The 18,526-nt window shown below is 72.0% G+C and carries 14 protein-coding genes and 1 pseudogene; 6 read left to right on the forward strand and 9 right to left on the reverse strand.

Features of this window, described 5'->3' with window-relative positions; translation table 11 throughout:
• Positions 1-39 precede the first annotated feature (39 nt).
• The 5 genes from ABZT02_RS16650 to ABZT02_RS16670 form a co-directional block, all read right to left on the reverse strand.
• Positions 40-1,770 (reverse strand): D-aminoacylase, encoded by a 1,731-nt coding sequence (locus tag ABZT02_RS16650; RefSeq protein ID WP_356018527.1) that lies wholly within the window; start codon positions 1,768-1,770, stop codon positions 40-42.
• 30 nt (positions 1,771-1,800) lie between these two features.
• Positions 1,801-2,919 carry an LLM class flavin-dependent oxidoreductase gene (locus ABZT02_RS16655; protein ID WP_356018528.1) on the reverse strand — a complete coding sequence of 373 codons (1,119 nt, stop codon included), beginning with the start codon at positions 2,917-2,919 and terminating at the stop codon, positions 1,801-1,803.
• Positions 2,920-3,037: 118 nt separating this feature from the next.
• Entirely contained in the window at positions 3,038-3,808 is a 771-nt protein-coding gene (locus ABZT02_RS16660; RefSeq protein ID WP_356018530.1) for a glucose 1-dehydrogenase, read from the reverse strand.
• A gap of 11 nt (positions 3,809-3,819) precedes the next feature.
• Entirely contained in the window at positions 3,820-4,737 is a 918-nt protein-coding gene (locus ABZT02_RS16665; protein WP_356018531.1) for an LLM class F420-dependent oxidoreductase, read from the reverse strand.
• On the reverse strand, positions 4,734-5,975 hold the full coding sequence (locus tag ABZT02_RS16670; protein WP_356018532.1) for an amidohydrolase family protein: 1,242 nt from the start codon (positions 5,973-5,975) through the stop codon (positions 4,734-4,736). Before ABZT02_RS16670 ends, ABZT02_RS16665 begins: the two co-directional genes overlap by 4 nt.
• 303 nt (positions 5,976-6,278) lie before the next feature.
• On the opposite strand from ABZT02_RS16670, the gene ABZT02_RS16675 reads away from it, so the two are divergent.
• Positions 6,279-9,263 (forward strand): BTAD domain-containing putative transcriptional regulator, encoded by a 2,985-nt coding sequence (locus tag ABZT02_RS16675; RefSeq protein WP_356018533.1) that lies wholly within the window; start codon positions 6,279-6,281, stop codon positions 9,261-9,263.
• Between the two features lie 198 nt (positions 9,264-9,461).
• On the forward strand, positions 9,462-9,650 hold the full coding sequence (locus tag ABZT02_RS16680; RefSeq protein ID WP_007382754.1) for a hypothetical protein: 189 nt from the start codon (positions 9,462-9,464) through the stop codon (positions 9,648-9,650).
• A gap of 84 nt (positions 9,651-9,734) precedes the next feature.
• On the opposite strand, the gene ABZT02_RS16685 is transcribed toward ABZT02_RS16680, so the two are convergent.
• Entirely contained in the window at positions 9,735-11,291 is a 1,557-nt protein-coding gene (locus tag ABZT02_RS16685; protein WP_356018535.1) for a FadD3 family acyl-CoA ligase, read from the reverse strand.
• Between the two features lie 104 nt (positions 11,292-11,395).
• Between ABZT02_RS16685 and ABZT02_RS16690 the strand changes: the two genes are divergently transcribed.
• The 4 genes from ABZT02_RS16690 to ABZT02_RS16705 are packed head-to-tail and all read left to right on the forward strand — an operon-like array spanning position 11,396 to position 14,731.
• On the forward strand, positions 11,396-12,547 hold the full coding sequence (locus tag ABZT02_RS16690; RefSeq protein ID WP_356018536.1) for a lipid-transfer protein: 1,152 nt from the start codon (positions 11,396-11,398) through the stop codon (positions 12,545-12,547).
• A 1-nt stretch (position 12,548) separates the two neighbouring features.
• Positions 12,549-12,956, forward strand: coding sequence for an OB-fold domain-containing protein (locus tag ABZT02_RS16695; RefSeq protein WP_356018537.1), 408 nt, complete (start codon positions 12,549-12,551; stop codon positions 12,954-12,956).
• Complete coding sequence (locus ABZT02_RS16700; protein ID WP_356018539.1) at positions 12,953-13,726, forward strand: enoyl-CoA hydratase/isomerase family protein; 774 nt, start codon at positions 12,953-12,955, stop codon at positions 13,724-13,726. Before ABZT02_RS16695 ends, ABZT02_RS16700 begins: the two co-directional genes overlap by 4 nt.
• A gap of 36 nt (positions 13,727-13,762) precedes the next feature.
• Entirely contained in the window at positions 13,763-14,731 is a 969-nt protein-coding gene (locus tag ABZT02_RS16705) for an alpha/beta hydrolase (RefSeq protein ID WP_356018540.1), read from the forward strand.
• 3 nt (positions 14,732-14,734) lie between these two features.
• Here the strand turns inward: ABZT02_RS16705 and ABZT02_RS16710 are convergent, their stop codons facing one another.
• From ABZT02_RS16710 to ABZT02_RS16720, 3 genes and pseudogenes are all read right to left on the reverse strand, one after another.
• The gene (locus ABZT02_RS16710; protein ID WP_356018541.1) at positions 14,735-15,214 is read right to left on the reverse strand and encodes a hypothetical protein; all 480 of its coding nucleotides are present in this window, start codon (positions 15,212-15,214) and stop codon (positions 14,735-14,737) included.
• Between the two features lie 22 nt (positions 15,215-15,236).
• Positions 15,237-17,577, reverse strand: a pseudogene (locus ABZT02_RS16715) (serine/threonine-protein kinase).
• 170 nt (positions 17,578-17,747) lie between these two features.
• Positions 17,748-18,500, reverse strand: coding sequence for a VOC family protein (locus ABZT02_RS16720; protein WP_356018542.1), 753 nt, complete (start codon positions 18,498-18,500; stop codon positions 17,748-17,750).
• Positions 18,501-18,526 lie beyond the last annotated feature (26 nt).

Below are 18,526 nucleotides of genomic sequence, written 5' to 3' on the forward strand. Positions count from 1 at the left end.
AGTCACCGAAACCACCACCCGAAGCACCATCCGACGGCGTCACCTCGTGCTCACCGTCCGGGTGTCCCGCCCCGACCGCAGCACCCGGCCCGGCACGGCCCCGCTCACCACGTCGTCCCGGATCGCCTCGACCCCGTTGACCCACACGGCCCGTACCCCGATCGCCTTGGAGTCCAGCCGCGGACTGTCACCCGGCAGGTCGTGCACCAGGGTGGCCGTGCCCGCGGCGATCCGTTCCGGGTCGAAGAGGACGAGGTCCGCATGGAAGCCCTCCTGGATCCGCCCGCGCTCCCGCAGTCCGAACAGCCGGGCCGGGTCGTCGGTGAGCATCTTCACGGCCTGCTCCAACGACGTCAGCTTCCGCCCGCGCAGACAGTCCCCGAGGAAGCGGGTCGTGTACGGCGCCCCGCACATCCGGTCCAGATGCGCGCCCGCGTCGGACCCGCCGAGCAGGACGTCCTCGTGCTGCCAGGCCTCGGCACGCATCGCCCAGGACGCCGGGTCGTTGTCGGTGGGCATGGGCCACAGGACCGTACGCAACGAGTCGGCCGCGCAGATCTCGACCAGCGCGGCGAACGGCTCCTGCCCGCGCTCGGCCGCGATGTCCTGAACGACCCGCCCGCTGAGCCCGCGGTTCGCCTCGCTGTAGGTGTCGCCGATGACGTACCGCCCGAAGTTGGTCAGCCGCCTGAAGACCCCGGCCTCCTTGGACTGGGACTGCCGGAGCAGTTCCCTCTGGACGTCCGGATCGCGCAGTTTCTCGATCCGCTCGGGGACGGGCAGTGCGAGGACCGGCCCCCACCCGGGGATGAGGTTGAGCGCGCAGAAGGTGCCCAGGGACATGTTCATCGGGGTGAGGATCGGCATGGTCAGGGCGACGACCCGGCCGCCCGCCTTCCTCGCCTGCTCACTCGCGAGCAGTTGCCTCGGCACCCGTTCCGGCACGGACGAGTCGATGGTCAGCACGTTCCAGTTCAACGGCCGCCCGGCCGCCGCGCTCATCTCCGCGAACAGTTCGATCTCGGCGTCGCTGAACTGGTCGAGGCACCCGGCGACGATGGCCTCGATCTGTGTCCCCTCGTGCTCTCCGACGGCCCGGGAGAGCGCGAGGAGTTCGGCGGGCAGGGCGTGCCGGGACGCGACGGGCCTGCCGTCGCCGTCGGAGTGGGTGGACGACTGGGTGGTGGAGAACCCCCAGGCTCCGACGTCCATGGCGTCATGGAACAGCCGCAGCATCTCGCCGAGTTGCTCCTCGGACGGCTGTCCCCCGACGGCGTCCGGCCCCATCACGTACCGCCGCAGCGCGCAATGCCCCACCATGAACCCGGCGTTGACGGCGATCCGCCCCTCCAGGGCGTCCAGGTACTCGCCGAAGGAACTCCAGCTCCAGGGCGCCCCCTCCTCCAGGGCGACCAGCGACATCCCCTCGACCTTGGACATCATGCGGCGGGTGTAGTCGGCGTCGTCCGGGCGGGCCGGGTTCAGGGGCGCCAGGGTGAAGCCGCAGTTGCCGGCGGCGACCGTGGTGACCCCGTGGTTGAGGGAGGGGGTCGCGTACGGATCCCAGAACAGCTGGGCGTCGTAGTGGGTGTGGGGGTCGACGAACCCGGGGGCGAGGACGAGCCCGGTGGCGTCCTCGCCGGTGCGGGCGTCCTCGGTGACCTCCCCGACGACGGCGATCCGACCGTCCCGGACACCGACGTCGGCGGTGAAGGCGGGAGCGCCGGTCCCGTCGACAACGGTCGCACCCTTGATGACGTGATCGAGCATGGAACCGAGCCCCCTCAGATGGATGCGCGCTTAGACGGATTCGCGGAAACGGGTCGTCCGGTGCACCGGATCCGTGTCGATCTTCGGAATCACGTGCTCCCCGATGAGCCGGATCGTCTGGAGCGTCTCCTCCTTCGGCACCCCCACCGGCAGCCCGAAGCTCAGCTGGTCCGCCCCGGCCTGCTCCCAGCGCTTGCACTGCCGGACCACCTCGTCCGGGTCACCGCAGATCAGCAGCTCCTCCTCGATGAGCAACTCGACGAACTCCGCGGTGTATTCGGGCAGGGTCTCCGGCCACACGGGGAACCCCTCGGGCCGCGGGAACGTGTCGTGGTACCGGAAGACCAGCGAGGGCAGATAGTGCAGCCCCCCGCGCACGGCGATCTCGATCGCCTCGGCGTGCGTCGGCGCGCAGATCGCCGTGGTCGTCACCATCACGTTGTCGTTGACGAAGTCCCCGATCGGCTCGGCGTCGACCACCGCCGTCTTGTACTGCTCCAGCACCCACTCCATGTCGGCGACCTTCTGCACGCTGAAGCCCAGGACCCCGAGCCCCTTGCGCGCGGCCATGGCGTACGACGGCGGCGACCCGGCGGCGTACCACATCGCGGGGTGCGACTTCCCGTACGGCTTCGGCAGGATCTTGCGCGGCGGCAGCTGCCAGTGCTTGCCCTGGAAGCCCACGTACTCGTCCTGGAGCCACATCTTGGGGAACTCGGCGATGGTCTCTTCCCAGATCTCCTTGGTGTAGTTCATGTCGGTCACCCCGGGGATGAACCCGAGGATCTCGTGCGACCCGGCCCCGCGCCCGCTGCCGAACTCGAAGCGGTTCTCGGTGAGATGGTCGAGCATGGCCACCTTCTCGGCGACCTTCACGGGGTGGTTGACCTGGGCGAGCGGATTGAAGATGCCCGACCCCAGGTGGATCCGCTCCGTGGCGTGCGCGAGGTAGCCGAGGAAGACGTCGTTGGCGGAGAGGTGCGAGTACTCCTCCAGGAAGTGGTGCTCGGACGCCCAGGCGTACTTGAAGCCGGACCGGTCCGCCTGGATGACGTACTCGGTCTCCTCCATCAGCGCCTTGTGCTCGGCCAGCGGGTCGGTCTCGGCGCGCTTGCCCACGTATCCCTGTACAAAGAGCCCGAATTCCAAGGAGGTTCACCGTCCCCAGTCTGTCTCTGACACTCCTGTTTTCTGACACTCCGTCAGATTCCTGATCTGCCGCCGACTGTGGCACCGGGTGCACGCAGGGTCAATAGCTGACGAACGGTCAGATGACGGAGACCCCGGCGAGCCAGCCGCCGTCGATCACGAACGGCTGCCCGGTGATGTACGAGGAGTCGGCGGCGGTCAGGAACAGCGCGAGCGCCGCCACCTCCTCCGGCCGCCCGATCCGGCCGAGCGGCACGATCTTGCGGTAGAACCGGTCGAGCCCCCGGGAGGCCTCCGCCCCGTCCGCCGACGGGTCCAGGACGGCCGGGTTGGACATCGCGGTGTCGATGGCGCCGGGGCACATGGCGTTGACCCGGATACCGCGCGGTGCCAGCTCCAGCGCGGCGACCCGGGTGAGCCCGAGGATCGCATGCTTGGAGGCCGCGTAGGCGCCCACGCCCGCCATCCCGGTCACCCCGGTGTAGGAGGCGGTGTTGACGATCGTGCCCCCGTCGGCCAGGACCGGCCCGACGGTCCTGATGCCGAGGAAGCAGCCGACCTGGTTGACGTTCACGATCTGCATGAACTCGTCGAGGGGCGTGTCGAGAAGGGCGTTGAAGCGCAGGATGCCCGCGTTGTTGACGAGCCCGTCGACCCGCCCGTACTCCTCGACGACGGCCTGTACCGCCTGCTGCCAGTCGGCCTCCCGGCTCACGTCGAGGTGCACGTACAGCGCCCCGATCTCCTCGGCGAGCGCCCTCCCCTGCTCGTCCAGCACATCCCCCACGACGACCTCGGCGCCCTCCTCCCGGAACAGCCGGGCCTCCTGCTCCCCCTGCCCGCGCGCCGCGCCGGTGACGAGGACGACACGTCCGTCCAGCTTGCCCATGCGGTGACTCCTCAGAGGTGGGGGGCAGTCTCGGCGCCGAACGCCGAGATCTGGTCGATGAGTTCCTCGCGGTCACGGCTGCGGAAGCGCACCTGGATCTGGTCCACGCCCATCGCGCGGTAGGCGCGCAGGGACGCCGCGAGCTCGTCGGGCGCGCCGCTGAGCGTCCGGCGGCCGACGTCCCACGTGGGCGTGCCGAGGTAGAGCGGCTCGGCGATGGCTCCGACGGTGAAGGGCCCCTCGATGCCCGCCTCCGCCCGCAGCCGCCGTATCCGCTCGATCTGCGCGGGCAGCCGGTCCCGGGGGTCGCCCTGGGGCAGCCATCCGTCGCCCTTGAGGGCGGCACGGCGTACGGCGGCCGGGGAGGAGCCCCCGACCCACACCGGGACGCGGGCCTGGGCGGGGCGGGGACGCTGGCCGAGGCCCTCGAAGTCGTAGAGCTTGCCGTGGTGTTCGGGGAACTCGTCGGGGCCGAGGGCCTTGCGCAGGGCGTCGATCGACTCGTCGAGGACGGCCCCGCGTCCGGCGAAGTCGACCCCGAGCGCCTCGAACTCCTCCTGGACGTGTCCCGCGCCGACGCCGAGGATCAGCCGTCCGCCGCTGAGATGGTCGAGGGTGGCGTACTGCTTGGCGGTGAGGAGCGGGTGCCGCAGCCCCACGACGGCCACATGGCTGAGCAGCCTTACCCGTTCGGTCACGCCCGCCAGGTAGGCGAGGGTGGCGACCGGGTCGTACCAGACCGTACTCATCGCGGGGGCCAGGCGGCGCGGAACGCCCACGTGGTCGCAGGCGGCGATGTACGCGAACCCGGCGCGGTCGGCGGCCCGGGCCACCTCGACGAGATCCTCGGGGCCCGCGCCGGCCTCCCAGGGCTCGGCGTAGAGGGTGCTCTGGGACTGGACGGGGAGCTGGATGCCGTACGCGGTCACCGGGGGCCGCCCCAGAGGCCGTCCGGGGTGAGACCGAGGAGCTCGATGGCGTTCCCGCGGACGATCTTCTCGACCACGTCCGGCGCCAGGTGTCCCATCTGGGCCTCGCCGACCTCGCGCGACTTCGGCCAGGTGGAGTCGGAGTGGGGGTAGTCGGTCTCGTAGAGGACGTTGCCGACGCCGATCGAGTCGAGGTTCTTCAGGCCGAACGCGTCGTCGAAGAAGCAGCCGAAGACGTGCTCGGTGAAGAGTTCCGACGGCGGGCGGTGGACCTTGTCGGCGACGCCGCCCCAGCCGCGGTTCTCCTCCCAGACGACGTCGGCGCGCTCCAGGATGTAGGGGATCCAGCCGATCTGCCCCTCGGCGTACATGACCTTGAGGTTCGGGAAGCGCTCGAACTTGCCGCTCATCAGCCAGTCGACCATCGAGAAGCAGCAGTTGGCGAAGGTGATCGTGGAGCCGACGGCGGGCGGGGCGTCGGCGGAGGTGGAGGGCATACGGCTGCTGGAGCCGATGTGCATGGCGATGACCGTGCCGGTCTCGTCGCAGGCGGCGAGGAAGGGGTCCCAGTCGTCGGAGTGGACGGAGGGCAGGCCCAGGTGCGGGGGTATCTCGGAGAAGGCGACGGCCCGCACGCCCCGGGCCGCGTTGCGGCGGACCTCGGCGGCCGCCAACTCGGCGTCCCACAGCGGGATCAGGGTGAGCGGTATGAGGCGTCCCTGCGCTTGGGGGCCGCACCACTCCTCCACCATCCAGTCGTTGTAGGCCCGGACGCACAGCAGGCCCAGTTCGTGGTCCTTGGCCTCGGTGAAGGTCTGGCCGCAGAAGCGCGGGAAGGTCGGGAAGCAGAGGGCGGACTGGACGTGGTTGACGTCCATGTCGGCGAGGCGCTGCGGGACGTCGTAGGAGCCGGGGCGCATCTGTTCGTAGGTGATGACCTCCAGCTTGATCTCGTCCCTGCTGTAGCCGACCGCGGTGTCGAGGCGGGTGAGGGGGCGCTGGAGTCCCTCGTACAGCCACCAGTCGCCGAGGGGGCCGTCCTCGCCGGGGGCGCCCATCACGGGCTTGAAGCGGCCGCCGAGGAAGCTGATCTCCTTCAGCGGGGCCCGGACTATGCGGGGGCCGGTGTCCAGGTACTTCTTCGGGAGCCGGTTCTGCCAGACGTCGGAGGGCTCCACCGTGTGGTCGTCGACGGAGATGATCTTCGGAAGTGCCGTCGTGGTCTCCATGACGCCCACGGTAGCGCCGATCTGACGGTCCGTCAGCTACGGGCGCAGCACCCGCCACCGCCGCGGCCCACCGGTCACCGGCCACCCCTGCGCGTGCCCGCCCGGAACCGTCCGCCCCCCTGCCGGTGTCGTGTCGGGAGGCGGGTGCCGGCGGGCGCTTCGCGGGCGTTCCTGGGCGGAAGTGTGCGGAGAGAGGGTGAGGGGCTTGTGACATCCCGCGCGTCCTCCTGTGATCAGGCTCTCCACAGCTGACGCATCCGCCATGGACAAGGCAAACTGACGGGGTTGCAGACAGGCCCTAGGGGGACGGCGATGGACGGTGTACCGCGGGTGCCGGAGCAGAGGCGTCCCGGCTCCTCGGCGGGGACCGGGCAGGACACAGGTGCCGCGGCGGAGCCCGCGCCGCTGCGTTTCTTCGTGCTGGGCCCGGTGCGCGCCCGGCGCGGTGAGGAACTGCTGAACACCGGATCCCCGCAGCAACGCGCCCTGCTCGCCGCCCTGTTGCTGCGCGAGGGCCGTACCGCGACCGCCGCCGAGCTGATCGACGCCCTGTGGGGAGAGGAGCCCCCGTCGCAGGCGCTGGCCGCCGTGCGCACGTACGCCTCCCGGCTCCGCAAGATCCTCGACCCCGGGATCCTGGTCAGCGAGTCCGGCGGTTACGCGATCCGCGGGCTCGGCGAGGACGCGCTGGACCTCGCCGCCGCCCAGGAACTCGCCACCGACGCGGAGAAGGCCAAGAGCGCCGGGGACCTGTGCCACGCGCGGGACGCCCTGACCCGGGCGCTCGGACTGTGGGACGGCGAGGTGCTCGCGGGCGTGCCGGGGCCGTACGCCGAGGCACAGCGCGTGCGGCTGGAGGAGTGGCGGCTGCAACTCCTCGAATCCCGCCTCGACATGGACCTGGAGCAGGGCTGCCACGCGGAGGCGGTCTCCGAACTCACCGCGCTCACCGCCGCGCACCCCCTGCGCGAGCGGCTCAGGGAACTCCTCATGCTCGCCCTGTACCGCAGCGGCCGGCAGGCGGAGGCCCTCGCGGTCTACGCCGACACCCGCCGCCTGCTCGCCGACGAACTCGGCGTCGACCCCCGCCCCGGCCTGCGCGAGCTCCAGCAGCGCATCCTCCAGGCCGACCCCGGTCTCGCGGAACCCTCCTCCCCGCAGCCCGAACCGGTCGCGGCCCCGGTCCGCCCCGCCCAACTCCCGGCGACGGTCCCGGACTTCACCGGTCGCGCGTCCTTCGTGTCCGAACTGAGCGAGGTGCTCGCCTCCGGCTCCGAGGGCCGTGTGATGGCGGTCTCCGCGCTGGCCGGCATCGGTGGCGTCGGCAAGACCACGCTGGCCGTGCACGTGGCCCACCAGTCCCGTGCCGCCTTCCCCGACGGACAGCTCTACGTCGACCTCCAGGGCGCCGGCGCCCGGGCCGCCGACCCGGAGACGGTCCTCGGCGCCTTCCTCAGAGCCCTCGGCACCGCCGACTCGGCGATCCCCGACTCCCTGGAGGAACGGGCCGCCCTGTACCGCTCGGTGCTGGACGGCCGCCGGGTCCTCGTCCTGCTCGACAACGCGCGCGACGCGGCCCAGATACGGCCCCTGCTGCCGGGCACGGAGGGCTGCGCGGCCCTCGTGACCTCCCGGGTCCGGATGGTCGACCTCGCCGGCGCCCACCTGGTCGACCTGGACGTCATGTCCCCCGACGAGGCACTCCAGCTCTTCACGAAGATCGTCGGCGAGGAGCGGGTCGCCTCCGAGCGCAAGGCCGCCCTCGACGTGGTCGCCGCCTGCGGCTTCCTCCCGCTCGCCATCCGCATCGCCGCCTCCCGCCTGGCGGCCCGCCGCACCTGGACGGTCTCCGTCCTGGCGGCGAAGCTCGCCGACGAACGCCGCCGCCTCGACGAACTCCAGGCCGGCGACCTCGCGGTGAAGGCCACCTTCGAGCTCGGCTACGGCCAGCTGGAGCCCGCCCAGGCCCGCGCCTTCCGGCTGCTGGGCCTCGCCGACGGCCCGGACATCTCGCTGGCCGCGGCCGCCGCCGTACTGGACCTGCCCGTCGAGGACACCGAGGACCTCCTGGAGGCCCTCGTCGACACCTCGCTGCTGGAGTCGGCGGCGCCCGGCCGCTACCGGTTCCACGATCTCGTACGGCTCTACGCGCGTGCGTGCGCCGAACGCGACGAGTGGCCGCCCAGCGGGCGTGCGGCGGCGCTGTCGCGGCTGCTGGACTTCTATCTCGCGACCGCGGCGGCCGTGTACGCCATCGAGCGGCCCGGGGACCGGCTGGTGGAGCACCTGGAGGAGATCCACTACCCCGGGCTGTCCTTCGAGGACCGCCACACCGCCCAGGACTGGCTGTACGCGGAGGCCAACGCCCTGCTCGCCTTCGTCCAGCAGTGCGCCAAGGGAGCCCTGCTGCGACGCGCGGTGGACCTGCTGTGGGTGGCGAAGGACCTGGCCGAGTCGGGGGCCAACTCCAAGCAGTACGAGGTCGCCGCCGTCGCCCTGCGGGACGCGGCCGACGCGGCGGACGACCCGCGCACCCGCGCGCGTGCGCTCACCACGCTGACCAACGTGCATCTCGTCGCCGGCCGTTTCGAGCAGGCGGACGCGGAGGCCCGGCTCGCCATGGACCTCGCCCGCACGGCGGACGACCTGGCACCCAGCTGCTGGGCCGCCAACGACCGCGGCATCATCGCGCTCTACCAGGGCCGCCACGCCGAGGGCGAGGCCTACCTGAAGGAGGCCATCGAGAGCTTCCGGCTCGACCGCAACCTCGCGGGCGAGGCCAGCGCGCTGTGCAACCTCTCCCGCATCCACCTGGCCCTGGGGCAGAGAACCAGCGCCGTGGAGCTCGCCCAGCAGGGCATCGTCATCTACGACCGGCTCGGACACACGCTGCGCGGCGCGAACGGCCGGTACGCGCTGGGCCTGGCGCTCACCGGGCAGGGGCGGCTGGACGCCGCCGTGGACCGGCTCACGGAGGCCCTGGAGGTCTTCCGTGACAGCCGGCAGCGGCTGTGGGAGGGCATGACGCTGTTCCGGCTCGCCGAGGCGCACCTCGCCGGCCACCGGCCCGCCCCGGCCGCCGCCCTGACCGAGCAGGCCCTCGCCGTGCTGCGGGGCATCGGAGGCGAGTGGCGGCGCGGCAACGTCCTCACCGTCCTCGGCCGCGCCCTCAGCGGGCTCGGCCAGCCCGGCCGGGCGGAGGTGTGCTGGCAGGAGGCGCTCGGCATCTTCGAGCAGCTGGACTCGCCGGAGGCCGCCGACGTACGGCTCCTGCTCACGCCGTCGGCCACCGTGTAGGGCCTCCGGCGGACAGGCGTTCATCGTTCGTTTATCGCCGCACGGCAGGCTCAGCTTGTCGATCCGTCGCGTCGGGGGGCAGACGGGTCAGCGGTGGTCTCCATCGCTAGGGTTACCGGCCCTGACATGCCGCCCGGCGACCCTCGGGGGAGTCGCCGGGCGGCTTCGCCCATCGCCGAATCGAGAGAGTCACCACCCATGAGTGAAACCGAGAAGCAGGACGGCACGGTCAAGCCGCTCGACAACCACGCCACGGGGACCGAGGACACGGTCAAGCCGCTCGACAACCACGCCACCGGCGCCGAGAAGGTCGTCACCCTGGCCGCTGGCACGACGGACGGCACGGTCAAGCCGCTCGACAACCACGCCACGGACGAGAAGGCCTGACAAGGACTTTCCGCACACGGGGATCGGCCGCGGCGGCGCGGAGGGGAAGCCGTCGCGGCCGAGGCGTGTCCGGGGGCCGGCCGTTCAGGCCGGCCCCCGGCGCAGTTCGCCCTTGACCACCTTCCCGCTCGCGTTCCGGGGCAGCCGCGCCACGAACTCCACCGTCCTCGGCACCTTGTAGTTGGCCATCTCCCGGCGGGCCCAGGCGATCAGGTCGTCGGCGGTCAGGACCGAGCCCGGGCGGCGCACCACGTACGCCCTGCCGACCTCGCCGAGCCGCGCGTCGGGCACGCCGACGACCGCCACGTCGGCCACCGCCGGGTGCAGGCCGAGGAGTTGCTCGATCTCCGCCGGGTACGCGTTGAAGCCGCCGACGATGAACATGTCCTTCAGCCGGTCGGTGATCCGCAGGTTGCCCGCCGCGTCCAGGACACCGATGTCGCCGGTGCGCAGCCAGCCGTCCTCGGTCACCGCCTCCGCGGTGGCCGCCTCGTCCCGGTAGTAGCCGCGCATCACGTTGAAGCCGCGGACCAGGACCTCACCGGGCTCCCCGTCCGGCGCCGCCACCCGCACCTCGGTGCCGGGGATGGCCCGCCCGGACGTCGACGCGATCACCGGCAACGGGTCGCCCCGCCGGCACATGGTCACGATGCCGCTCGCCTCCGAGAGGCCGTACGCGGTCAGGACCGTCTCCACGCCCAGTTCGCCGCGCAGTTGCTCGACCAGCCTGAGCGGCACCACGGCCGCGCCCGTGACCACCAGGCGCAGGGCGGACAGGTCGTGCGAGGAGCGCGCCGGGTGGTCCAGGAGCGACTGGTGGAGGGTGGGCGGGCCCGGCAGCACCGAGACCCGTTCCGCCGCGATGTTCGCCAGCACGGTGTCCACGTCGAACACCGGCTGCGGGATCATCGTCGCCCCGCGCATCAGACAGGCGATCACCCCGGCCTTGTAGCCGAAGGTGTGGAAGAAGGGGTTGACGATCAGGTAGCGGTCGCCGTGCCGCAGCCCGGCCAGCTCGCACCAGACCTCGTACGCCCGCAGGGTCTGCTCGTGGGTGATCACCGCACCCTTGGGGCGGCCCGTCGTCCCGGACGTGAAGACGATGTCCGAGGGCCAGTCGGGGGCCACGGCGGCGGCCCGCGCCCGTACCTCCGCCTCCCCCACCGTGTCCCCGCTCACCAGGAAGTCCTTCCAGGTGCGGAAGTCGGCGGGGGCGTCGTCCGACAGCACCACCACCTGCTCCAGGTCCGGCAGCCCCGGGCCCTCCGCGACCGCCCTGCGCAGGGACGCCACGTACGACGTGCCCAGGAAGGTGCCGGTGATGAACAGCAGCCGGGCCCCGCTCCTGCGCAGCACGTCCGCGGCCTCGGTGCCCTTGAAGCGGGTGTTGAGGGGGACCAGGACCGCCCCGGCCGACACCGCGCCCAGTGCTGAGACCATCCAGTCCAGGGAGTTGGGGGCCCAGACGGCCACCCGGTCGCCCGGCCGCACGTCGTTCGCGACGCACGCGGCCGCCGCCCGCTCCACACGGGCGCCCAACTCGCCGTAGGTGATCCGGGTCCGGCCCTCGACGACCGCCTCCGTGGCGGCGTACCGCCGTGCCGCCCGGCGGACCAGCTCCGGGATGCTCCGCCACTCCACATCGGCCTCCCCGAAAGCGGAAACGCGTTAGCTGACTACCCGTCAGATTAGCTGTAGCCTGACGGGCTGTCAGCAGGCCTCACAGGTGCGGAGGTGCGTGCAGCGTGACCCTCAAGGACGCCACGGCGATCGTCGGTATCGGACGGACCCCCTTCGCCAAACGCCTTGCCGAGGACGAGAGAACGCTGGCCTGCCGGGCCGTGCTCGCCGCCCTCGACGACGCCGGGATCGACCCGGGCGAGGTCGACGCCCTGGCCTCGTACACCATGGAGGAGACGGACGAGGTCGAGCTGGCGAAGGCCGTCGGCCTCGGCGACCTCACCTTCTTCAGCAAGGTCGGCTACGGCGGCGGCGGTTCGTGCGCGACGGTCGCCCACCTCGCGGCGGCGATAGCGAGCGGCCAGGCCACGGTCGGGGTCGCCTGGCGGTCCCGCAAGCGCGGCTCGGGCCCCCGCCCCTGGACGAACACCAGCGTCCAACTCCCCACCCCCGCCCAGTGGACGAGACCCTTCGGCCTGCTCCGCCCCGCCGACGAGATCGCCATGCTCACCCGCCGCTACATGCACGAGTACGGCGCGACCCGCGACCACCTCTTCAACGTCGCCCTCGCCTGCCGCAACCGCGCCAACCAGAACCCGGCGGCGATCATGTACGACCGCCCCCTGACCCGCGAGATGTACATGACCTCCCGCTGGATCAGCGAGCCCCTGTGTCTCTTCGACAACTGCCTGGAGACGGACGGGGCGTTGGCGTGCGTGCTGGTCAGCAGGGAGCGCGCCCGGGACTGCCCGAACACCCCTGTCTACGTCCACTCCGCCGCCCAGGGACTGCCCGCCCAGCACCACGGCATGGTCAACTACTGGAACGACGACCCGCTCACCGGGCCCGCCTGGACCGCCGCCCGACACCTGTGGAAACACGCCGACTTCACCCCGCAGGACGTCAACGTGGCCCAGATCTACGACGCGTTCACCGCCCTCGTCCCGCTCTCCCTGGAGGGCTACGGCTTCTGCGGTCGCGGCGAGGGCGGCGCCTTCACCGAGGGCGGGGCCCTGGAGATCGGCGGACGGCTGCCGATCAACACCGGCGGCGGGGGCCTGTCCGAGGCCTACGTGCACGGCTTCAACCTCATCGACGAAGGCGTACGACAGCTGCGCGGGACCAGCACCGCCCAGGTGCCGGACGCCGCGACCTGCCTCGTCACCGCCGGCGAGGGCGTCCCCACCTCCGCCCTGCTGCTGACCAACAGGAGCTGACATGCTCGAACCGGTGAAGGACTCCACGGGCGCCCCCTTCTGGCAGTACGCCGCCCGGGGCGAACTGCGCGTCCAGGCCTGCGCCGACTGCGGCGAACTCCGCTTCCCGCCCCGGCCCTGCTGCCCGCACTGCCGCTCCTTCGGGACCGAGTGGCGTCCGGTCTCCGGGCGCGGCCGGATCTGGTCCTACGTCGTCCCCCACCCGCCCCTCCTCCCCGACTACGCGGCGCAGGCGCCGTACAACGTGGTCGTGGTCGAACTGGAGGAGGCACCTCGGATACGGCTGGTCGGCAACCTGGTCACCGCGGCCGGGGCGCCGCTCAACTCCCTTGATCCGCGCCGGATCCGGATGGGTGCCCGGGTGCATGTGGTGTTCTCCGACGGGCTCCCCCAGTGGGTGCTGTCATGACCGGCCTGCGGGTCACCGCCGACAAGGACACCGGGGTCGCGGTCGTCACCCTCGACCGGCCCCACCGGCTGAACGCCATCGACCTGGAGATGCGGGACGACATCGTCGACGCGTGGCGTGAGGTGCGGTTCGACGACTCCGTACGGGCCGTGGTCCTCACCGGTGCCGGGGAGCGGGCCTTCTGCACCGGCCTCGACCGGGACGCCGAGGTTCCGCAGCCGAACTCCCCCTACATGGCGGACGATCCGCTCCTGCGCGCCGGACCGAAATCCAACGACCTGTGGAAACCGGTCATCGCGGCGGTGAACGGGATGGCCTGCGGAGGCGCCTTCTATCTCCTCGGCGAGTGCGACTTCCTCGTCGCCGACCCGGCCGCCACGTTCTTCGACCCGCACACCACCTACGGCATGGTCAGCGCCTACGAGTCGGTGCTCATGGCGCAGCTCATGCCGCACGGGGAGGCGGCGCGGACGGCGCTCATGGGAACGGCGGAGCGGCTGTCCGCCGAGCGCGCCCACGCCATCGGACTCGTCACCGAACTCACTGAGCCGGGCGGGGCGTTGGCGGCCGCGACCGCCGCCGCGTCGGTGATCGCCGGGTATCCGGCCGAGGGGGTGCAGGGCACGGTCCGCGCGCTCTGGGCCGCCAAGGAGACTTCTGTGCGCCAGGGGTTCGCGCAGGCACCGCATCTCGTCGCGCTCGGGAACCTGCCGCCAGACCGGCAGGCCGGACTGTTCCGTTCCCGGCAACCCGGATTCAGGTTGCGTTAGCAATTTCGGTGCCCTGTACAGACGTATGCTCACCCCATGGTTGAACATCGCATGGTCGACGTGAACGGCATACGGCTGCACATCGCGGAGGAGGGCGAGGGGCCGCTCGTCGTGCTGCTGCACGGCTTCCCGGAGTCCTGGCACTCCTGGCGCCACCAGTTCGGCCCGCTGGCCGCCGCCGGGTTCCGGGTGGTCGCGCCCGACCAGCGCGGATACGGCACCAGCGACCACCCGGAGGATGTGTCGGCGTACAGCATCCTCCACCTGGTCGGGGATGTCGTCGGGCTCGTCCACGCGCTGGGCGAGGAGACGGCGTTCGTCGTCGGGCACGACTGGGGGGCGCCGGTCGCATGGCACACCGCGCTGTTCCGCCCCGATGTGGTGCGCGGGGTGGCCGGACTGAGCGTGCCGCCGCCGTTCCGGGGTGAGCGGCCGCCGCTCGTGACCATGCGAGAGCGGTTCGACGGACACTTCTACTGGAACTACTTCAACCAGCCCGGGGTGGCCGACGCCGAGTTCGGCGCCAACCCCCGTTCCGCGCTGCGCAGGCTGCTGGTCGGCGCCTCGGGCGACGGCGAGGGCGGCGGACGCTACGAGCAGGCCCTGGTGACCGACCTGGACCGCGGCTGGCTCGCGGACATGCCCGACCCCGAGATGCTCCCCGCCTGGCTCACCGAGGCCGACCTCGACGAGCTCACCAAGAGCTACGCCAAGGGCTTCACCGGCGCCCTCAACTGGTACCGCAACCTGGACCGCAACTGGGAGCTGACGGCCCCCTGGCACGGCGCGAGGGTCACCCCGCCCGCCCTCTACATGTACGGCGACCGGGACCTGGTCCCCGCGTTCCCGGGCACCCCGGAACTGATCGAGCGCCTGCCGAAGCTGATGCCGAACCTGGTCCGCGACCCGGTCCTGCTGCCGGGCTGCGGCCACTGGACCCAGCAGGAACGGCCGGACGAGGTGAACGCGGCGCTGGTGGAGTTCCTTACGGAGCTGCGGGGCTGACGGTCAGTTCACCCGGTCGGCCTCCGGCTCGACCCAGCAGTGGTCGAGCTTCGCCAGAACGGCCTGACCCACCGGCACCTGGATCTTCGACGTGCCCCTCGCGGACACCGTGACCTGCTTCTCCCCGGAGCTCAGCGTCCGGCCGGCGGCGTCGGTGAAGGAGAACCCCACCTCGAAGGTGGCCCGACGGCTGTTCGGGTTGCTGACCTCGACCGTGGCGTGGGGAATCGCCTTCGTCGCACAGCTCACCAGCACCGCGGTGCCGTCCTGCAGCGTCGAGCTACGGCGGGTGCTGGTGGTGCGCGGCGTGTAGCTGTCGTGGTTCTGGCGGGAGCTGCTGCACCCGCCGCCACTGTCGCTGCTCCTGCTCTTGCTCTTGTGCCGACCGCTGCTGTGACCATGGCCGGTGGAGAACCCTGTCAGCGACAGGACCACCAGCACCGACACAGCCGTGAACTTGAGAACGCGCCCCCGTGTATGCATGTGATCACTCTAACGGCGGACGCTAGTTCGTCCGGGCCGTTCCCGTCCCCTTCTCCGCGTCCAGCGCGTACACGCACCGGTCCTTGCTGCACGCGTACACGACCCCGTCCCTGACCACCGGCGACCCGGTGATCTCCCCGCCGGTCGCGAGCTTCCAGCGCAGGCGGCCGTCGTCGGCCTTCAGGGTGTAGAGCAGATGGTCGGTGGACCCGAAGTGGATACGGCCCTCGGCCACCGCGGGCGCCCCCACGATGTCCCCGCCGGCCTGGAACCGCCACTTCGGCGTACCGGTGACCGCGTCCAGCGTGTACAGGCCCTTGCCGCTGCCCACGTGGACATGGCCCGCGGCCACCAGCACCGGCTCGACCGACGCCCGGGCCTCGGTGGCGATGCGCCAGCGGTCGCGGCCGTCGGTCGCGTCGAGGGCGTAGACCGTGCCGAGGTAGTCGGCGAGGTACACCCCGCCGCCCGTCACCGCGGCCCCCGGCACGAAGGTCGGCGGGCACAGGAAGACCGCCGGGGCCTCGAAGTGCCAGCGCACCCGTCCGCTCGCCACGTCGAGGGCCATGACGCGCGTCCCGGCCGAGATGTACACGTACCCGTCGTGGGCCTGGGCCACCCGGACCGGTACCCCGCCGCAGGAGGCCGCGTCGCCGATGGGGAACGCCCAGCGCTCCTCGCCGGTGCGGGCGTCCAGGGCCCGCAGTCGGCCCTCCTGCCAGACGTAGACCGTGCCCTCGTGGAGCGCGGGTCCGGCCTCGGGGGACTCGAAGTCGGTCTGGCAGCCGGCGATCTCCCAGAGTTTCTGGCCGCCCGAGGCGTCCCACGCCTGGACGCCGCCGCCGCGCGTGCCGGTGATGACCGTGCCGCGCTCGGCCTTGAGGGAGTACACCCAGGCGTCCGTGTTGAGCCGCCACTGGTCGGCGCCCTCACGGGCGTCGAGCGCGAAGAGGGTCGGGCCGTCGGAGGCGTGGATACGGCCGTCCGCGACCGCCATCGACCAGGCCACGTCCCGGGTCTTGAAGCGGCGGCGGCCGGTGCCGACGTCCAGGGCGTGCACCTCGAAGGAGGTGACGTAGACGAGGTCCCCGGCGACGGCCGGGGTGCCCCACACGTCGTTCGACATGCGGAACCGCCAGGGCCGCCAGCCGGCCGCGGTCTCCGGCGGCGCGGGCGGGGGTGCCGGTACGGCCGGGCCCACGGCGCCGTCGGTGCCGTTGACGCCGGGGCGCGGCCGGGACCAGGAGGCGACCAGGCCGGCCTCCGGCGGGGGCGCCTTCACGGCGGCGGCCCGGGCGTCGGCGACGCGCGGTCCGGGCCCGATGGGCACCTGGGCGCCGGCCAGGCGCACGGGGCCGGTGTCGGGGGCCCCGACGGGGACGGGAGCGGGCTGCGGCGGGTCGTAGGAGGGCGGCGGCGGGACGGCCGCCTCCGCCGCGGGCGCCGCCGGTCTGGGCGGGCGTCGGGCGGCCGCCGCGCCGCGACTCGATCATGGCGACGGCCTTCTCGGGCAGCCACGCCGACGCCGTACCGCTGTCGTCCGAGCCGGAGCCGTAGAGGTGGGGCGCCAGCTGGGCCTGGAGGTCGGCCGGGTTGGGGCGGGCCGTGGCCTCCATCTGCATGCAGGACTCGATGAGCGGACGCAGCTCGTCCGGGAGGCCTTCCAGGTCGGGGCCCTCGCGCAGCAGCATGAAGACCGTCTCGACCGGGTTGGCGCCGTGGAAGGGCGGGTGGCCGGTGGCGGCGAAGACCAGCATGGAGCCGAGGGAGAACACGTCGCTGGCGCCGGTGACGCTGCGCGAGTCCTTGGCCTGCTCGGGGGACATGTAGGCGGGGGTGCCGACGGCGACGTTCGTCATCGTCAAACGGGTGTTCGAGACGCCGGACGCGATGCCGAAGTCGATCACCCGGGGGCCGTCCTCGACCACCAGGACGTTGGAGGGCTTGAGGTCGCGGTGGACCAGGCCGGCGCCGTGGATGGACTGCAGGGCCTCGGCGACGCCCGCCGCGAACCAGCGCACCGCCTGAGCCGGGAGCGGCCCGCACTCGTTCACTATCTCTTCGAGGGAGGGCGCGGGGACGTACGCGGTGGCCAGCCACGGCACCGCCGCGCGCGGGTCGGCGTCGACCACGGCCGCCGTGTAGAAGCCGGAGACCGCCCGGGCCGCCTCCACCTCGCGGGTGAAGCGGACGCGGAAGAGCTGGTCCTCGGCGAGCTCCGTACGGACCGTCTTGATCGCCACGCGCCGGCCCGACGCCGAACGCGCGAGATAGACCAGCCCCATGCCGCCGGCACCGAGCCGTCCCAGCACCTCGAACGGCCCGATCCTGCGCGGATCGTGCTGCGTCAGCTGATCCACCACTCTGCCTGCCACCTCCCCGTACAAGCCGCGCCACCCACATATGTACGCGACCCCGTGCAGCGTCTCACCACCGCACCGCCATGGCGGCACGCAACCCTGATTCTTCCTGGCCGGAGGCCCGGTGGCGAACCCGGGGTCAAATGGGGTGTCTCACCTCAAAGCGGAACTCTCTACCGCTCCGATCGCTCCAGAACGGCGAACGACGCTCCCTGATTGTCGGTGACGACGGCCACTTTTCCGTACGACGTCTCGAATGGCGGCGCCTGGACCCGTCCGCCGAGCCGGCTGACCGTCCCGAGCACGCTCTCGCAGTCCTCGACACCGAAGTGCACGAGGAAGTGGGGCGGCATCTCGGCGGGGAAGACGTCGAAGACGGGGGCGCGGCCGAAGTCGGGGCGGGCCTCGGGTCCGAAGAGGGCGTCGTGGAAGAGCCCGCCGTAGAAGGTGTTGGCGGCCTCGGTGTCGCGTGCGTACAGCTCGGCCCAGGCGAAGGTGCCGGGCTCGTGCCGGGCGCCGAAGCCGGGGTGGCTGCCCGGCTCCCAGAGGCCGAAAGCGGCCCCCTCCGGGTCGGTGACCAGCGCGGACACTCCCAGTTCCGCCACCGGCACGGGCGCGGTGACGACCTGTCCGCCGGCCGCCCAGATCCGGTCGGCGAGGTTCTCGATGTCCGGGGTGGCGAAGTAGACCGTCCACACGGTGGGCATACGGCCGTCCGTCTTGCGGGCGAGGGCGGCCACGGGGCGGCCCTCGTGGTGGGCCCATACCGAACCCTCGTGGGCGTCCGGCCGGTCACGGAAGGTCCATCCGAAGAGCTCACCGTAGAACCGCTTCCCGGCGGCCACGTCGGGCAGCTGCGCGTCCACCCAGCAGGGGACGCCCTCCCCGTATCCCGTTCCGTCTGCGGATGCCCTGTTTTCGGCCATACCGTCAAAGTAACGGCGCCGCACGC

The organism is Streptomyces sp. NPDC005402 (genome assembly GCF_040606575.1).
Classification (GTDB): domain Bacteria; phylum Actinomycetota; class Actinomycetes; order Streptomycetales; family Streptomycetaceae; genus Streptomyces.